18 protein-coding genes and 1 tRNA gene are annotated in these 12,554 nt (G+C 63.5%); 6 read left to right on the top strand and 13 right to left on the bottom strand.

What is annotated here, in order from left to right:
* Position 1: 1 nt before the first annotated feature.
* Positions 2-78 (bottom strand) — tRNA-Val (locus tag IGS61_RS09320).
* A gap of 148 nt (positions 79-226) precedes the next feature.
* Between IGS61_RS09320 and IGS61_RS09315 the strand changes: the two genes are divergently transcribed.
* Positions 227-691, top strand: coding sequence for a hypothetical protein (locus IGS61_RS09315; protein ID WP_230539336.1), 465 nt, complete (start codon positions 227-229; stop codon positions 689-691).
* A 3-nt stretch (positions 692-694) separates the two neighbouring features.
* Here the strand turns inward: IGS61_RS09315 and IGS61_RS09310 are convergent, their stop codons facing one another.
* Entirely contained in the window at positions 695-1,807 is a 1,113-nt protein-coding gene (locus IGS61_RS09310; protein ID WP_230539335.1) for an acyltransferase family protein, read from the bottom strand.
* 138 nt (positions 1,808-1,945) lie between these two features.
* Between IGS61_RS09310 and IGS61_RS09305 the strand changes: the two genes are divergently transcribed.
* Positions 1,946-2,908 (top strand): succinylglutamate desuccinylase, encoded by a 963-nt coding sequence (locus IGS61_RS09305; RefSeq protein WP_442908046.1) that lies wholly within the window; start codon positions 1,946-1,948, stop codon positions 2,906-2,908.
* Here the strand turns inward: IGS61_RS09305 and IGS61_RS09300 are convergent, their stop codons facing one another.
* Together IGS61_RS09300 and sugE are read right to left on the bottom strand one after the other, a co-directional pair.
* Positions 2,909-3,238, bottom strand: a complete 330-nt coding sequence (locus tag IGS61_RS09300) for an SMR family transporter (RefSeq protein WP_070280339.1) — start codon at positions 3,236-3,238, stop codon at positions 2,909-2,911.
* Positions 3,239-3,261: 23 nt separating this feature from the next.
* Positions 3,262-3,582: a quaternary ammonium compound efflux SMR transporter SugE gene (sugE, locus tag IGS61_RS09295; protein WP_070217981.1), complete on the bottom strand. Its 321-nt coding sequence runs from the start codon at positions 3,580-3,582 to the stop codon at positions 3,262-3,264.
* 191 nt (positions 3,583-3,773) lie between these two features.
* Between sugE and IGS61_RS09290 the strand changes: the two genes are divergently transcribed.
* The 3 genes from IGS61_RS09290 (at position 3,774) to IGS61_RS09280 (ending at position 5,667) form a co-directional block, all read left to right on the top strand.
* Complete coding sequence (locus IGS61_RS09290) at positions 3,774-4,136, top strand: DUF1304 domain-containing protein (RefSeq protein WP_442908045.1); 363 nt, start codon at positions 3,774-3,776, stop codon at positions 4,134-4,136.
* Between the two features lie 123 nt (positions 4,137-4,259).
* A complete protein-coding gene (locus IGS61_RS09285) occupies positions 4,260-4,556 on the top strand; it encodes an ArsR/SmtB family transcription factor (protein ID WP_230539332.1) in 297 nt (98 codons plus the stop codon).
* Positions 4,557-4,602: 46 nt separating this feature from the next.
* Positions 4,603-5,667, top strand: a complete 1,065-nt coding sequence (locus tag IGS61_RS09280) for an alkene reductase (RefSeq protein WP_230539331.1) — start codon at positions 4,603-4,605, stop codon at positions 5,665-5,667.
* A 58-nt stretch (positions 5,668-5,725) separates the two neighbouring features.
* Here the strand turns inward: IGS61_RS09280 and IGS61_RS09275 are convergent, their stop codons facing one another.
* The gene (locus tag IGS61_RS09275; RefSeq protein ID WP_230539330.1) at positions 5,726-5,947 is read right to left on the bottom strand and encodes a hypothetical protein; all 222 of its coding nucleotides are present in this window, start codon (positions 5,945-5,947) and stop codon (positions 5,726-5,728) included.
* A 249-nt stretch (positions 5,948-6,196) separates the two neighbouring features.
* Between IGS61_RS09275 and IGS61_RS09270 the strand changes: the two genes are divergently transcribed.
* Positions 6,197-6,808, top strand: coding sequence for a 1-acyl-sn-glycerol-3-phosphate acyltransferase (locus IGS61_RS09270; protein ID WP_230539329.1), 612 nt, complete (start codon positions 6,197-6,199; stop codon positions 6,806-6,808).
* A 5-nt stretch (positions 6,809-6,813) separates the two neighbouring features.
* On the opposite strand, the gene IGS61_RS09265 is transcribed toward IGS61_RS09270, so the two are convergent.
* From IGS61_RS09265 to IGS61_RS09230, 8 genes are read right to left on the bottom strand one after another with little or no spacing between them, the layout of a single operon-like run.
* Positions 6,814-7,374 (bottom strand): HupE/UreJ family protein, encoded by a 561-nt coding sequence (locus tag IGS61_RS09265; protein ID WP_230539328.1) that lies wholly within the window; start codon positions 7,372-7,374, stop codon positions 6,814-6,816.
* Positions 7,371-8,009: an urease accessory protein UreG gene (ureG, locus tag IGS61_RS09260; RefSeq protein WP_086144768.1), complete on the bottom strand. Its 639-nt coding sequence runs from the start codon at positions 8,007-8,009 to the stop codon at positions 7,371-7,373. The genes IGS61_RS09265 and ureG overlap by 4 nt, the downstream gene beginning before the upstream one ends.
* Before the next feature lie 23 nt (positions 8,010-8,032).
* Positions 8,033-8,713, bottom strand: a complete 681-nt coding sequence (locus IGS61_RS09255; protein WP_230539327.1) for an urease accessory protein UreF — start codon at positions 8,711-8,713, stop codon at positions 8,033-8,035.
* Positions 8,713-9,237 (bottom strand): urease accessory protein UreE, encoded by a 525-nt coding sequence (gene ureE, locus IGS61_RS09250; protein WP_230539326.1) that lies wholly within the window; start codon positions 9,235-9,237, stop codon positions 8,713-8,715. The genes IGS61_RS09255 and ureE overlap by 1 nt, the downstream gene beginning before the upstream one ends.
* Positions 9,238-9,249: 12 nt before the next feature.
* A complete protein-coding gene (gene ureC / locus IGS61_RS09245) occupies positions 9,250-10,950 on the bottom strand; it encodes an urease subunit alpha (RefSeq protein WP_230539325.1) in 1,701 nt (566 codons plus the stop codon).
* A 1-nt stretch (position 10,951) separates the two neighbouring features.
* Positions 10,952-11,281, bottom strand: a complete 330-nt coding sequence (locus tag IGS61_RS09240) for an urease subunit beta (RefSeq protein ID WP_035819980.1) — start codon at positions 11,279-11,281, stop codon at positions 10,952-10,954.
* A gap of 23 nt (positions 11,282-11,304) precedes the next feature.
* Positions 11,305-11,607: an urease subunit gamma gene (locus IGS61_RS09235; protein ID WP_034751936.1), complete on the bottom strand. Its 303-nt coding sequence runs from the start codon at positions 11,605-11,607 to the stop codon at positions 11,305-11,307.
* 41 nt (positions 11,608-11,648) lie between these two features.
* On the bottom strand, positions 11,649-12,515 hold the full coding sequence (locus IGS61_RS09230; protein WP_230539324.1) for an urease accessory protein UreD: 867 nt from the start codon (positions 12,513-12,515) through the stop codon (positions 11,649-11,651).
* Positions 12,516-12,554: the final 39 nt, after the last annotated feature.

Raw genomic sequence — 12,554 nt, 5'->3', positions numbered from 1 at the left:
CTGGTGGGCGGTGAGGAATTCGAATCCCCGACCCCTTGGATGTCGACCAAGTATTCTAACCAGCTGAACTAACCGCCCCGAAGACCAGCATTATAGAGAGGCTTTCCCAGAATGACAAGGGCTGTTTTACAGGAAACTTTAATCTCTTTTTCATCCGCTTCCCGGGCGTCAGCCTCCTTTATATAGAGACGGCCCGGCGCATGCGGAATGCCGCTAGAATCGGGGCATGAACTCCACCATATTAGCCTGGCTGAAAACCCTGAGCCGCATCTGCGGTTTTGAAACGGCCGACTCCTTCCCTCCCAACCACCCATATGCGCGCACGCGCTGGAATGCCGCGTATTTCGATATCGCTTCCGACGTGAAGCCCGACGAGATGGAGCTGCGTCTGTGCGCGGCCATCGCCAACACGCCTAGCGTCTTCGCCTACATCAGCAATCCCACGCCGCGCATGCAGCGCGCGCTGCTGAACGTGATCCACGACCGGCTGCGCCGCCAGCCGGGCGCGGGCGCCACGGACCTGGTCCTGTTATTGATCAATGCCTATGCCAGTCCCCACATCGCGGAAGCCGTCCCCGGCCTGCGCACCTTGATCTACAACACGGAACAGGAAGACACGAACCTGCGCGTACATGCGATCCTGGAGTTACTGGTGGGCACGCCGCGGGGGCTCGATGTGATCGATATGTAGTCGTCACGTATGATTAGCCGGCACATAACGCGCCCGCAAACGCATGAACGGCGTTTCCACCAATCCATACAGGAGCCAGCCCGTCAAGATACTGACGACGATACTGATCAGTATCGCCGGCGCGCCGTCCGCGCCATACCCCATCTCCTGCAAGAGCGGCCGCAGCAGGATGCACAGCTGCTTGTGCAACAGATAAATCGCATATGACCACAACGCCAGGCTGGCCGCGCCCGGCACGCGCAGTTGATATAGCGCACTGCCGGGACTGAGCGCGGCGATCAGCAGCAAGCTGAAACTGGCGGCCAGGGCCGGATACCCGAACACCGTCACCGCATAACCATAGTGATCGGTGAGAAACACATAAAACATCAGCGCCGTGCCCGCGATTCCCGCCAGCAAGGTGCGGTTGCCGTAGGCGGTCAGGCGCGCCCAGGCGGCAGGATGGTAGTTCTTCAGCAGCGCCAGCGCCACGCCCGCCACCAGCTCGTCGAAGCGGCACCACGACGCGTAATAAATATACTTGTAATAGCCGAGGCCGCCACGCGGCACTTGTACGTACTCCTCCCACAGATACGCGCGCACCAGCATGCCGACGATCAAGCTGGCGGCCACGGCCAGCCACGCCCACACCAAGGACTTGCGGCAGGCGGCGATCGCCAGCGCCACGGCCGGCAGCAGCACATAGAACTGCTCTTCCACGCACAGCGACCACGCATGGGAAAACGCCGTGCCCGGCGTCAGGTTGATGTTTTGCGTAAACGTCAGGAATTTCCAAAGGGGCAATAACGCGCTGTCGCCACGGAACGCGGGCCACAAATAGTACAGGGCCAGCACGACATAGAAATTGGGCAAGGTACGCAGGAAGCGCCGCGCATAGAAGCAAGGCAAGGAAAATCCATGCTCGCTGCGCAAGGCGACAAATATCTGGTTGCCGATCAGATAGCCGCTGAGGGCAAAGAACAAGTCCACGCCCACCCAGCCGATTTCTCCCCAGAAACCAAACGCCCCGCCCTCGCTGACGAACAACAAATAATGGTTCATGAAGACGAGCACGATGGCCAGCGCGCGCAAGGTGTCGAGGCCATACAGGCGGGAAGGATGGGACGTACTGGACATGGAATCGGCAAGGGAAAACAACGGTGGCGCCGATCATGCCACGCCAGAGTGCACCATGGCCACATTTTTGCAGGCGTGCACGGCGAATCCCGCTAAAATATGCCGACCCCGCTTTCCCTTCCCGCAACAGCATAGGATATGTCCAGCATGAGCAGCGCACTCCACTTCAAGTCCATCAACTACACGGGCCAGGGCAGCGGCCCGCGCCTGATCGTCACGGGCGCCGTGCACGGCAATGAAACCTGCGGCACCAAGGGCATCCACCGCGTGATGGCTGAACTCGACAGCGGCGCCCTCTCCATCGTGGCCGGCAGCGTCACCTTCGTGCCCATCACCAACCCGCTGGCCTACGCCAAGGGCGTGCGCAGCGGCGACCGCAACCTGAACCGCAATCTGTTTCCGAACGACAATCCGCAGGATTTCGAAGACCGCATCGCCAACTGGCTGTGCCCCTTGCTGGGCCAGCACGACGTGCTGCTCGACTTGCACTCGTTCAATGCCGACAGCCAGCCCTTCGTCATGGTGGGACCGCGCAACAACGATGGCCCGCTGCAACCGTTCCAGCATGAAGACAAGGAACGCGCGCTGGCGCGCCGCCTGGGCGTGCGCCGCTTTGTCGATGGCTGGCTGCATGCGTATGGCCAGGGTGTGCAGCGCCGCCTGGGCAATAGCGACCAGGTGGGCCTGGTCTTGCGCTATGGCGTGGGCACGACCGAATACATGCGCTCGACGGGCGGCTACGCCCTGACCCTGGAATGCGGCCAGCACGCGGACCCGGCCGCGCCGGACGTCGCCTACCGCGCCATCAAGAATACCCTGGCCTTTTTAGGCTTCATTGATGCACCGCAACCGGAACCCATCGCCGACGCCGACATGGAAGCGCTGAACATGGTCGTCGTGCACGACAAGCTGCATGCAAACGACCGCTTCATCAAGACCTGGTCCAGTTTTGACAAGGTAAAACAGGGCGAGCAGATCGGCGTGCGCGCGGACGGCACGCCCGTGACGGCCGAATTCGACGCCTACATCCTGTTCCCGGACGTCAACGCGCAAGCCAATGCCGAGTGGTATTACCTGGCGCGGGTGGCCAGCAGCTTTTAATTAGTGGCCGACGGACTTGGAAAACAGGTTGATGACGAGCACGCCGGCAATGATCAGCCCCAGGCCGATCAGGGCCGGCGTATCGAGGCTTTGCTTGAACCAGAACCAGCCCACGGCGGAAATGAGCACGATGCCCACGCCGGACCAGATCGCGTAGACGATGCCGGTAGGAATGACCTTCAGGGTCAGCGACAGGCACCAGAAGGCGATGCTGTAGCCGATCACGGTGATGACGCTGGGCCACAGGCGGCTGAAGCCTTCGGACGCCTTCAAGGCGCTGGTGGCGATGACTTCGGCGATGATGGCGATAGCCAGGTAGAAATACGTCATGGCGAGACTCATGCGGGCATCCTTTATTGAGGGCTGAGCAGTTTCAAGCCCAGGATGCCCGACACGATCAGGGCGATGCAGGCGATGCGCGCGGCGCTGGCCGGTTCGCCCAGCACCATGATGCCGAAGATGGCCGTGCCCACGGTGCCGATGCCCGTCCAGATGGCGTAGGCCGTGCCCAGCGGCAAGGTGCGCAAGGCCAGGCCCAGCATCACCACGCTGCCCAGCATGGACACCGCCGTCAAGACGGATGGCACGAGGCGGGTAAAGCCAGCGCTATATTTGAGGCCGATGGCCCAGCCGATTTCCAGCAAACCCGCCAATACCAGAATGATCCACGCCATCTATTTCTCCCGAGGCGGCAGGGTCGTCCCCGCCATACAGCCCCCACATCGAGCGGGGTCGTCCCCACAGGAGCAAAGGGAAAAGTATACCATTGGGTGAAAACTCTTGCCGCCAGAACATTTTTCTGCTGCTGTTGCCCAAAAATATGCTGATAGAAGCATAATTGGGCATCCACTCACTCTCGGGAAAAATGATGCTACTGCTGGCCCAAATCCTTACTGCCCTCATCCTGCTGCTGCACGTCTACATCGTGCTGCTGGAAACCGTGCTGTTCGATACGCGCGGACGCAAGGTGTTTGGCCTGAGCAAGGAAAAGGCGGAGATCGTGCGCCCCGCCATGTCGAATCAGGGCTGCTACAACGGCTTTCTCGTCGCCGCGCTGGCGCTGGGCTTTTTCCATCCGGACGCCGCCATCGCCCAGGCATTCACCGTCTTCGGTCTGGGCTGCATCGCCGTGGCAGGCGTGTGGGGCGCGGCCACCGTCATGACGCGCATCCTTTACCTGCAAACCGTGCCCGCCGTCATCGCCCTGCTGCTGTTCCACTTCGCCTGATCCCTGCCTGAAAAATCCACTGGCCAGCACGTTTTTTACTTATATCGTAATATACCGATATTGAAATTCACAAAAGACGATACATATATCGTTTGAAGACGAACATCGACCAGGAGAAACAGCATGGACATCGACGCCATCCACAAGGCGCTGGCCAATCCCGTACGGCGACAGATCCTGCAGTGGCTGAAAGAGCCGGAACAGTATTTTTGCGAACAAGACCATCCGCTCGACTTCGGCGTCTGCGCCGGCCTGATCGACCGCCGGCTGGGGCTGTCGCAATCGACGGTCTCGGCACACCTGGCCACCTTGCAAAAGGCTGGCTTGATTTCCACCAGGAAAGTTGGCCAATGGAGCTTTTTCAAGCGCAATGAAGCCACCATCGAGGCTTTTCTGGAGCACATGCAGCAAGGTTTGTAAGCACCCCCATCTCAACGCCGCCGGAGCGGCACTCACAAGGACAATCATGGCAACTTTATTCGACCCCATCACCATTGGCAGTTTGCAACTGAAAAACCGCATCATCATGGCGCCGCTGACGCGTTCGCGCGCCGGCAACCCGGGCCGCGTGCCCAACGCCCTGATGGCCGAGTACTACACGCAGCGCGCTTCGGCCGGCATGATCATCTCGGAAGCGACGGCCGTCACGCCGCAGGGTGTGGGCTATGCCGACACACCGGGCATCTGGTCCGACGAACAGGTGGAAGGCTGGAAACACATCACCCGCGCCGTGCATGAAGCAGGCGGCCTGATCGTCCTGCAACTGTGGCATGTGGGCCGCATTTCCGCTCCCCTCTTCCTCGATGGCGACTTGCCCGTGGCGCCCAGCGCCATCAAGCCGGCCGGCCATGTCAGTCTGGTGCGCCCGCAACAGGAATTCGTCACGCCCCGCGCACTGGACACGGAAGAGATTCCAGGCATCGTGGCGGCGTATCGCCTGGGCGCAGAGAATGCGAAAAAAGCCGGCTTCGACGGCGTGGAAATCCACGGCGCCAATGGTTACTTGCTCGACCAGTTTCTGCAAGACAGCACCAACTTGCGCACCGACAACTATGGCGGTTCGATTGAAAACCGCGCCCGTTTGATGCTGGAAGTGACGGACGCGTGCATCGCCGTCTGGGGCGCAGACAAGGTCGGCATGCACCTGGCGCCACGACGCGATGCACACGACATGGGCGACTCCGACCCGCGCGCCACCTTCGGCTATGTCGCGCGCGAACTGGGCAAACGGGGCATCGCCTTCATCTGCGCCCGCGAAGCGCTCGGTGACGACCGCCTGGGCCCCTACCTGAAGCAGGAATTTGGCGGCGTGTACATTGCCAACGAGAAAATGGACAAGGCGGCGGCCGAAGCCTTGCTGGCCAAGGGCGAAGCCGATGCCGTGGCCTTCGGCCTGTGGTTCATTGCCAACCCCGACCTGCCCATCCGCCTGCACAGCGATGCGCCGCTCAATCCGCTGAACCCGGCCACCCTGTACGCGCCGGACGCCGCAGGCTACACGGACTACCCGGCACTGGCGGCACGGGCTTAAACAACATACATGGCCCCCCTGAGCGGTGGCAGCGGCACTTGTCGCTGTTGCCTGCCCCTCAGCGCCATCGGCGCCGTGCCGGCCGGGCCGGACGGCGCGCCTGTACGCTGCTGAAAACACGGCGTATCACCTCGGCCGGCACCGCGTGCTCGCGCAAGTAGGCCATCGCGACCGTGCGGCCCAGGGCGTGATGAAACGCCACGCCACGCTCGACGAGCTCTGCCATCACTTTGTCCGTTCGGACATTGTTTCCATGTACATCATTGACACTGTTTTCCATGCCATGGCTCCCTGTCGGATGAATCAACACTACGTCAAGTTTTGACCACATACTGTGCATTTAGTGCCCGGCACAGGATGCAAGCATGGGTAAAATGACAGTACAACCAGCCCCGACACCGCATGAATAGCGGCCTCGGCTGCTTGTCGCCACCGCCAGCCCCGTATAGAATGCCTGCGCAGAATTTTGCTTCAAGGAAAATGGCCACCAGCGCCATCCCATTAAGAACAGTGTCACTGAAGGGTATCAATGGACGATTTATTTGTACAAGCGGGCGACTTGCCAACCTGGCACCAGCGCAGCGCGCTGCGCGTGCTGCACCTGTTTGGCTGGCGCATGCGCTTCCGCCCCCTGCCGGGGCCGCGCGGCATCGCCGTCGTCTACCCGCACACGTCCAACTGGGATTTCATGGTGGGCCTGTTCGGCAAATGGGCACTGTCGCTGCCGTTCCGCTGGCTGGCCAAGGATTCGCTGTTCCGTGGTCCCATGGGCAAGGTGCTGCGCTACCTGGGCGGCGAACCCGTCGACCGCAGCACCACCAGCGGCACGATACAGCGCCAGGCCGAACGCATGCTGGCCGCCGACTGGTACTGGCTGGCCATCACGCCGGAAGCGACGCGCAGCTACCGTCCGAACTGGAAAAGCGGCTTTTATCACCTGGCGCTGGCCGCCAAGGTGCCGCTGCTGCTGGTCTACATCGATTACCCGAACAAGGTGCTGGGCGTCGTCGACCATCTGTATTTGACGGGCGACAAGGACGCCGACATGGCGGCGATTGCCGCCGTGTATGCGGGCCACCAGGGTTTACATCCGGAAAAGGCGGCGCCCATCGTGCTGTCCGACAAGCGCCCCGGCGCTTAAGCCGCTCAAGCCCCCCCCATCAGCACCACGCCGGCGGCCGTCAAGGCCACGCCGGCCACGCGCAACAGGCGCTCGGCCAGTACCTGGCCGATGCAGCGTCCCGCCCACAGCAGCACGGCCGAGGCCAGCAGGAAGCCGCACGCGGCCGAGGCGGCCGGCAATTCCTGTCCATGCGCATTGCCATGCGCCAGCGCAAACATACCCACGAGCAACATACCGAGCCAGTTCGGCAAGGCCAGCGCCAGCGCGATGGCAAGTCCCGCCAGCGCCACTGTGGCGGCGATGCCCGTTTCCAGCCCAGGCACCGTCAATCCGACCATGCCGGCCAGCGCGCCCAGCAGCATCATGCCGACAAACGTGGCGGGCTGTGCCAGGCTGCGGCGCTGCTGGCCGCCCCAGAGACCCACGCCCAGCATGGCCAGCAAATGGTCGATACCCGTGAATGGATGGGCAAAACCGGCCAGGAAGCCCACGCTGTCGCCATGGCCGGGGTGGGCCATGGCCGGCAAGGCCAGCAAGCACAAGGCCGCCACGGCGGCCGTTTTTGTCATCAGTCTTGCACTCATTGCAGCTCCTTGCCTGGTTGATCGAGCAAACCTTGCTCGCGGATAAAATCGATGACCACCTGCACGCCATCGCCGCTGCGCAGGTTGGTGAATACGAAGGGGCGTTCGCCGCGCATGCGCCTGGCGTCCTGCGCCATCACGTCGAGGTTGGCGCCCACGTACGGCGCCAGATCCGTCTTGTTGATAATGAGCAAATCGGAGCGCGTGATGCCGGGTCCGCCCTTGCGCGGGATTTTTTCGCCGCCGGCCACGTCGATCACGTAAATGGTCAAGTCCGACAGTTCCGGGCTGAAGGTGGCGGCCAGATTGTCCCCGCCCGACTCGACCAGGATCAGGTCGAGATTCGGGAAATCAGCCTGCATGCGCGCAATGGCTTCCAGGTTGATGGACGCATCCTCGCGGATGGCCGTGTGCGGGCAGCCGCCCGTTTCCACGCCCATCAGACGCTCGGCCGGCAAGGCGTCCGCGCGCAGCAGGATTTCCATGTCTTCCTTGGTGTAGATGTCGTTCGTGATGACGGCCATGTCGTAGCGTTCGCGCATGCCCTTGCACAGCATTTCGCACAGGGCGGTCTTGCCCGAGCCGACGGGGCCGCCGATGCCTACGCGCAGGGGGTTTGAGGTAATCGATGTCATGTTGTAGTCTCTCGTGGTAGTGTTCAGGAGCGGTACAGTCGGCTGTACTGCACTTCGTGGCGCATCGACAGCAGCGACAGGCCCGGCGCCCAGTTGCCCATCTCGTCGTCTGCCAAGGTTTGCGCCGTCAGGGCTGCCGCTTCCAGGTCGGGCCGCAGCGACAGCAGCAAACGCTGGCCCGCCACCTGCCCCAGCGGCACGGATTTCACGCAGACGAGCACCTGGTTTTCCGCCCAGGCGAACAGCATGGCCAGCAGCGCCTCTTCGCGCGGAATCGCCAGCGCCGCCACGGCGCAGGCATACGCGGTGGGCAGCGCCACCTCCGGCTGGCCCTGCAGCATGTCGATCAAGACGCCGTCGGCCACGCCCAGCTCGGCCAGCAATTTGGTCAATGAGTACCCCATCTGGATGGTTTCGGCGCGAAATTCCGCCGTGTCGCGCGAAGCGATGAAACGCTCGCTCCAGCGCTGCACGGCGCACAAATCCTGCGCTGCAAACGCCTGCATCAAGCGCCAGCACAAAGGCGCTTCCCAGCGCGCCACCACCTGCGCCAGATGCTGCGCGATCCATGCGCGCGCCGTGGCCGCGTCGCTCACCAGGCCGGACTCCAGCGCCGCTTCCAGCCCCTGCGAATAGCTGTAGGCGCCGATCGGCAAGGCCGGGCTGGCGAACTGCAGCAGATGCAGCAGGGCCGAGGCCTGCATCAGACGGTGCCCGGCGTATCACTGGGGCGGTGGATTTTCTGCCGCAGCGGCACGGGTGCCAGCAAATGCTGGCCGTGGCCGTCGTGGTGGCCATGGCCGCCGCCGTAGGCGCCCGCTTCCGGCTCGAACGGCGCGTCTTCCTCCGTCACGGTCGCCTGCAAGCCTTCCAGCATCTCCTTCAACACCACGTCCTTGCGGATGCGCAAAAAGCCGTCGCCCACCTGCGCCTGCGTGTGGCGGTTCCCCAGGTGGAAAGCGCAGCGCAGCAGCGTGTGCGCATCCGCGCACTGCACCAGATAGGTCGCTTCGCGCGCGGCGACGATCCGCACCACCTGCCCGCCTGGCCCCGTCATGCGCTCGCCGTCGCGCAGCACCGTGCCGCGCACGGTGAACACGGCCACGTCGGCGCCATTCGACAGCACGGCGCGCAGCCGGCATTTTTCGCGCTGGTCGTAGGGCAGTATCAGTTGCGCGGTGGGCGCGCGCCCATCGTCGGGACCTAATTTGGTATGCAAAGTGAGCATGATGTCTCCCCCTTAAAATAGAAAATAGCGCTGCGCCATCGGCAGTACGGCGGCCGCCTCGCACACGAGCAGCTGGCCGTCGGCGCGCACGGCGTAGGTTTCCGGGTCCACTTCCATGTGCGGCGTGGCGCCGTTGTGGATCATGTCGTGCTTGCGCAGGCCGCGCATGTTTTTCACGGCGATGACGGATTTATTGAGTTTGAGCTGGTGCCCGATATCGAGCTCGTAGGCCGCCTGCGACACAAACGTAAACGACTTTTTCAGGCCGCCGCCGAAGGCGCCGAACATCATGCGGTAGTGCACGGGCTGCGGCGTGGGTATCGAGGCGTTCGGGTCGCCCATCTGCGCGGCGGCGATCATGCCCCCCTTGAGTATCATCGACGGCTTGACGCCGAAAAACGCCGGCTTCCACAGCACGATGTCGGCGATCTTGCCCGCCTCGATGGACCCCACCACGTGCGCAATGCCATGCGTGATGGCCGGGTTGATCGTGTACTTGGCGATGTAGCGCCTGGCGCGGAAATTGTCGCTGCGCGCCGTGTCGGGCGCCAGTGGCCCCCGCTGCACCTTCATCTTGTGCGCCGTCTGCCAGGTGCGCATGATCACCTCGCCCACCCGCCCCATCGCCTGCGAATCGGACGACATCATCGAAATGGCGCCGATGTCGTGCAGGATATCTTCCGCGGCGATGGTTTCGCGGCGGATGCGCGACTCGGCAAAGGCCACGTCTTCGGCAATCGCCGGGTCCAGGTGGTGGCATACCATCAGCATATCCAGGTGCTCGTCGAGCGTATTGACGGTGAACGGGCGCGTGGGATTCGTCGACGACGGCAGCACGTTGGACTGGCCCACGGCGGCGATGATGTCGGGCGCATGGCCGCCGCCCGCCCCTTCCGTGTGGAACGTGTGGATGGTGCGATCCTTGAAGGCGGCCAGGGTGTGCTCGAGGAAGCCGCCCTCGTTGAGGGTATCGCTGTGCAGCGCCACCTGGATATCCATGCGGTCGGCAACGGACAGGCAATTGTCGATGGCGGCCGGCGTGCTGCCCCAGTCTTCATGCAGTTTCAGGCCGATGGCGCCCGCGCGCACCTGCTCTTCCAGGGGCAGCGGCAGGCTCACATTACCTTTGCCCATGAAGCCCAGGTTCATCGGGAAGGCGTCGGCGGCCGCCAGTATGGCGTGCAGATGCCACGGCCCCGGCGTGCAGGTGGTGGCGGCCGTGCCCACGGCCGGCCCCGTGCCGCCGCCCAGCATAGTGGTCACGCCGCTCATCAGCGCTTCCTCGATCTGCTGCGGGCAGATGAAGTGGATGTGCGTGTCGACGCCGCCGGCCGTGACGATCATGCCCTCGCCGGCGATGATTTCCGTCGCGCCGCCGATGGCGAGGGTGACGCCGGGCTGGATGTCAGGGTTGCCCGCCTTGCCGATGCCGAAGATCAGGCCGTTTTTCAGGCCGATGTCGGCCTTCACGATGCCCCAGTGGTCGAGGATGACGGCATTCGTGATGACGGTGTCCATCACCTCGGCCGCGCAGCGCTGCGACTGGCCCATGCCGTCGCGGATGACTTTACCGCCGCCGAATTTCACCTCTTCGCCGTAGATGGCGTAATCATGCTCGATCTCGATGAACAGTTCCGTGTCGGCCAGGCGGATGCGGTCGCCCTTGGTGGGGCCGAACATTTCGGCATACGCGCTGCGGGGAATGCTGGCCATCTCAATCCTTTCCTGGTGGAGTGTCTTGCAATTCGCCCATCACTGCGCCATTGAAGCCGTAGACCTTGCGTTCGCCCGCCAACGCCACCAGTTCCACCGTGCGCTGCTGGCCAGGTTCGAAGCGCACGGCCGTGCCGGCCGTGATGTTGAGGCGCATGCCGTAGGCGCGCCAGCGCTCGAAGGCCAACGCCGGATTGACTTCAAAAAAGTGGAAGTGCGAGCCGACCTGGATGGGACGGTCGCCCCGGTTGGCCACCACCACGGTGGCCGTGGCGCGCCCGGCATTCAAGCTGATTTCGCCTTCTTCCAACTGGTATTCGCCTGGGGTCATGAGGGGCTCCTTCGCAAAAAAAACTACGGTATCGGGTGGTGCACGGTCACCAGCTTGCTGCCATCGGGGAAAGTCGCTTCCACCTGGATGTCGGGGATCATCTCGGCGATGCCGTCCATGACGTCGGCGCGCGACAGAATCTTCGTGCCGTCCGACATCAGCTGCGCCACCGATTTGCCATCGCGCGCCCCTTCCATGATGGCGGCGCTGATCAGCGCCACCGCTTCCGGGTAATTGAGCTTCAAGCCGCGCGCCAGGCGCCGTTCGGCCAGCAGCGCGGCCGTAAAAATGAGCAGCTTGTCTTTTTCGCGGGGTGTCAGGTCCATGGTTTTCCTTGCGCTTCTTTCCTGATTAAGTGTTCCAGATGCTAAGTGTTCCAGATGCGGGGCACGACGGCGGTGCGTCCCAGCATGGCGGGTCGCAGCAGCTGCCAGGCGGCCAGCATGATCCGGCGCGCCGCCTCGCTGTCGCCGCACAGCAGGCGCACCGCGACCAGCGCTTTCATCTGCGTGGCGCCAAACGCGGCGCCGGCAGGCACCTTGATCTCGCGCAAGGCGGCCAGCACGGATGACGAGACGGGCGTGCCGACGGCGATCAGGGTGGCGCACACCGTATGTCCTCCCAGGCCCAGGGGGCTGGCCATCAGCGGGCCGCCGCCGGCCAGCACGCCCTGCTCCCACCACAGCAGCTTGCCGCCGCGGCGGATCCGCACTTGCTGGCTGATGCTGCCCGTATTAAAAACTTCGCCCGCGGCGCTGCGGCCCAGGCAGACGATGTCGCAGCCGATGTAGCCGGCGTCCGGCGCCAGTTCCACCTCATGGCGCAGCCGCACGCAAGCCTGGTTGAAGAAGATGCTTTCCTGCGGCAGCCACTCGATGGCGGCGCCGCTGCCGGCGCGCAGCACGATGTGCTGGCCCGAGACGTGGCCGTTGGCGCGGTACCACTTGGCCGCGCCCGGCGACGTGAGCAAGGCGTGCGCACCCTCGCCCGCCGTGGCATCGACGGCCAGCTGGTCGCCGCCCACCACGCCGCCGGGCGGATGGATGATGATGGCGTGGCAGACGCCGTCGCCTTCCGGATACAGGGGCTTTTGCACGCGCAGGGGGCCGCTGTGCGCGCGCTCGACGAGGCGGCTGACGCCCTCGTGCAGCGCGAAGCCCAGGCGCAGGTGCGCCTGCCAGGCGCCGTGTGCGCTGGCTGGTGTAGGTATGACTGGATGGCTGCTGTCTGGCATGCGGGGCAATCGCGTAAATAAGCGATTACCTAAGCAGGA

This window comes from Janthinobacterium sp. FW305-129 (assembly GCF_020858115.1).
Lineage (GTDB): Bacteria > Pseudomonadota > Gammaproteobacteria > Burkholderiales > Burkholderiaceae_D > Janthinobacterium.
The sequence above is the reverse complement of the archived record's forward strand: the minus strand, read 5'-3'. Positions and strand labels throughout refer to the sequence as shown.

What these genes read in the sequence shown, in the direction of transcription:
- IGS61_RS09265 (WP_230539328.1), bottom strand. Translation starts at nt 7,374, where the DNA reads ATGAGTGCAAGACTGATGACAAAAACGGCCGCCGTGGCGGCCTTGTGC.
- ureE (WP_230539326.1), bottom strand. Translation starts at nt 9,237, where the DNA reads ATGCTCACTTTGCATACCAAATTAGGTCCCGACGATGGGCGCGCGCCC.
- sugE (WP_070217981.1), bottom strand. Translation starts at nt 3,582, where the DNA reads ATGGCGTGGATCATTCTGGTATTGGCGGGTTTGCTGGAAATCGGCTGG.
- IGS61_RS09255 (WP_230539327.1), bottom strand. Translation starts at nt 8,713, where the DNA reads ATGCAGGCCTCGGCCCTGCTGCATCTGCTGCAGTTCGCCAGCCCGGCC.
- IGS61_RS09300 (WP_070280339.1), bottom strand. Translation starts at nt 3,238, where the DNA reads ATGACGTATTTCTACCTGGCTATCGCCATCATCGCCGAAGTCATCGCC.
- IGS61_RS09315 (WP_230539336.1), top strand. Translation starts at nt 227, where the DNA reads ATGAACTCCACCATATTAGCCTGGCTGAAAACCCTGAGCCGCATCTGC.
- IGS61_RS09230 (WP_230539324.1), bottom strand. Translation starts at nt 12,515, where the DNA reads ATGCCAGACAGCAGCCATCCAGTCATACCTACACCAGCCAGCGCACAC.
- IGS61_RS09280 (WP_230539331.1), top strand. Translation starts at nt 4,603, where the DNA reads ATGGCAACTTTATTCGACCCCATCACCATTGGCAGTTTGCAACTGAAA.
- IGS61_RS09270 (WP_230539329.1), top strand. Translation starts at nt 6,197, where the DNA reads ATGGACGATTTATTTGTACAAGCGGGCGACTTGCCAACCTGGCACCAG.
- ureC (WP_230539325.1), bottom strand. Translation starts at nt 10,950, where the DNA reads ATGGCCAGCATTCCCCGCAGCGCGTATGCCGAAATGTTCGGCCCCACC.
- IGS61_RS09285 (WP_230539332.1), top strand. Translation starts at nt 4,260, where the DNA reads ATGGACATCGACGCCATCCACAAGGCGCTGGCCAATCCCGTACGGCGA.
- IGS61_RS09290 (WP_442908045.1), top strand. Translation starts at nt 3,774, where the DNA reads ATGATGCTACTGCTGGCCCAAATCCTTACTGCCCTCATCCTGCTGCTG.
- IGS61_RS09275 (WP_230539330.1), bottom strand. Translation starts at nt 5,947, where the DNA reads ATGGAAAACAGTGTCAATGATGTACATGGAAACAATGTCCGAACGGAC.
- IGS61_RS09305 (WP_442908046.1), top strand. Translation starts at nt 1,946, where the DNA reads ATGTCCAGCATGAGCAGCGCACTCCACTTCAAGTCCATCAACTACACG.
- IGS61_RS09235 (WP_034751936.1), bottom strand. Translation starts at nt 11,607, where the DNA reads ATGGACCTGACACCCCGCGAAAAAGACAAGCTGCTCATTTTTACGGCC.
- IGS61_RS09240 (WP_035819980.1), bottom strand. Translation starts at nt 11,281, where the DNA reads ATGACCCCAGGCGAATACCAGTTGGAAGAAGGCGAAATCAGCTTGAAT.
- ureG (WP_086144768.1), bottom strand. Translation starts at nt 8,009, where the DNA reads ATGACATCGATTACCTCAAACCCCCTGCGCGTAGGCATCGGCGGCCCC.
- IGS61_RS09310 (WP_230539335.1), bottom strand. Translation starts at nt 1,807, where the DNA reads ATGTCCAGTACGTCCCATCCTTCCCGCCTGTATGGCCTCGACACCTTG.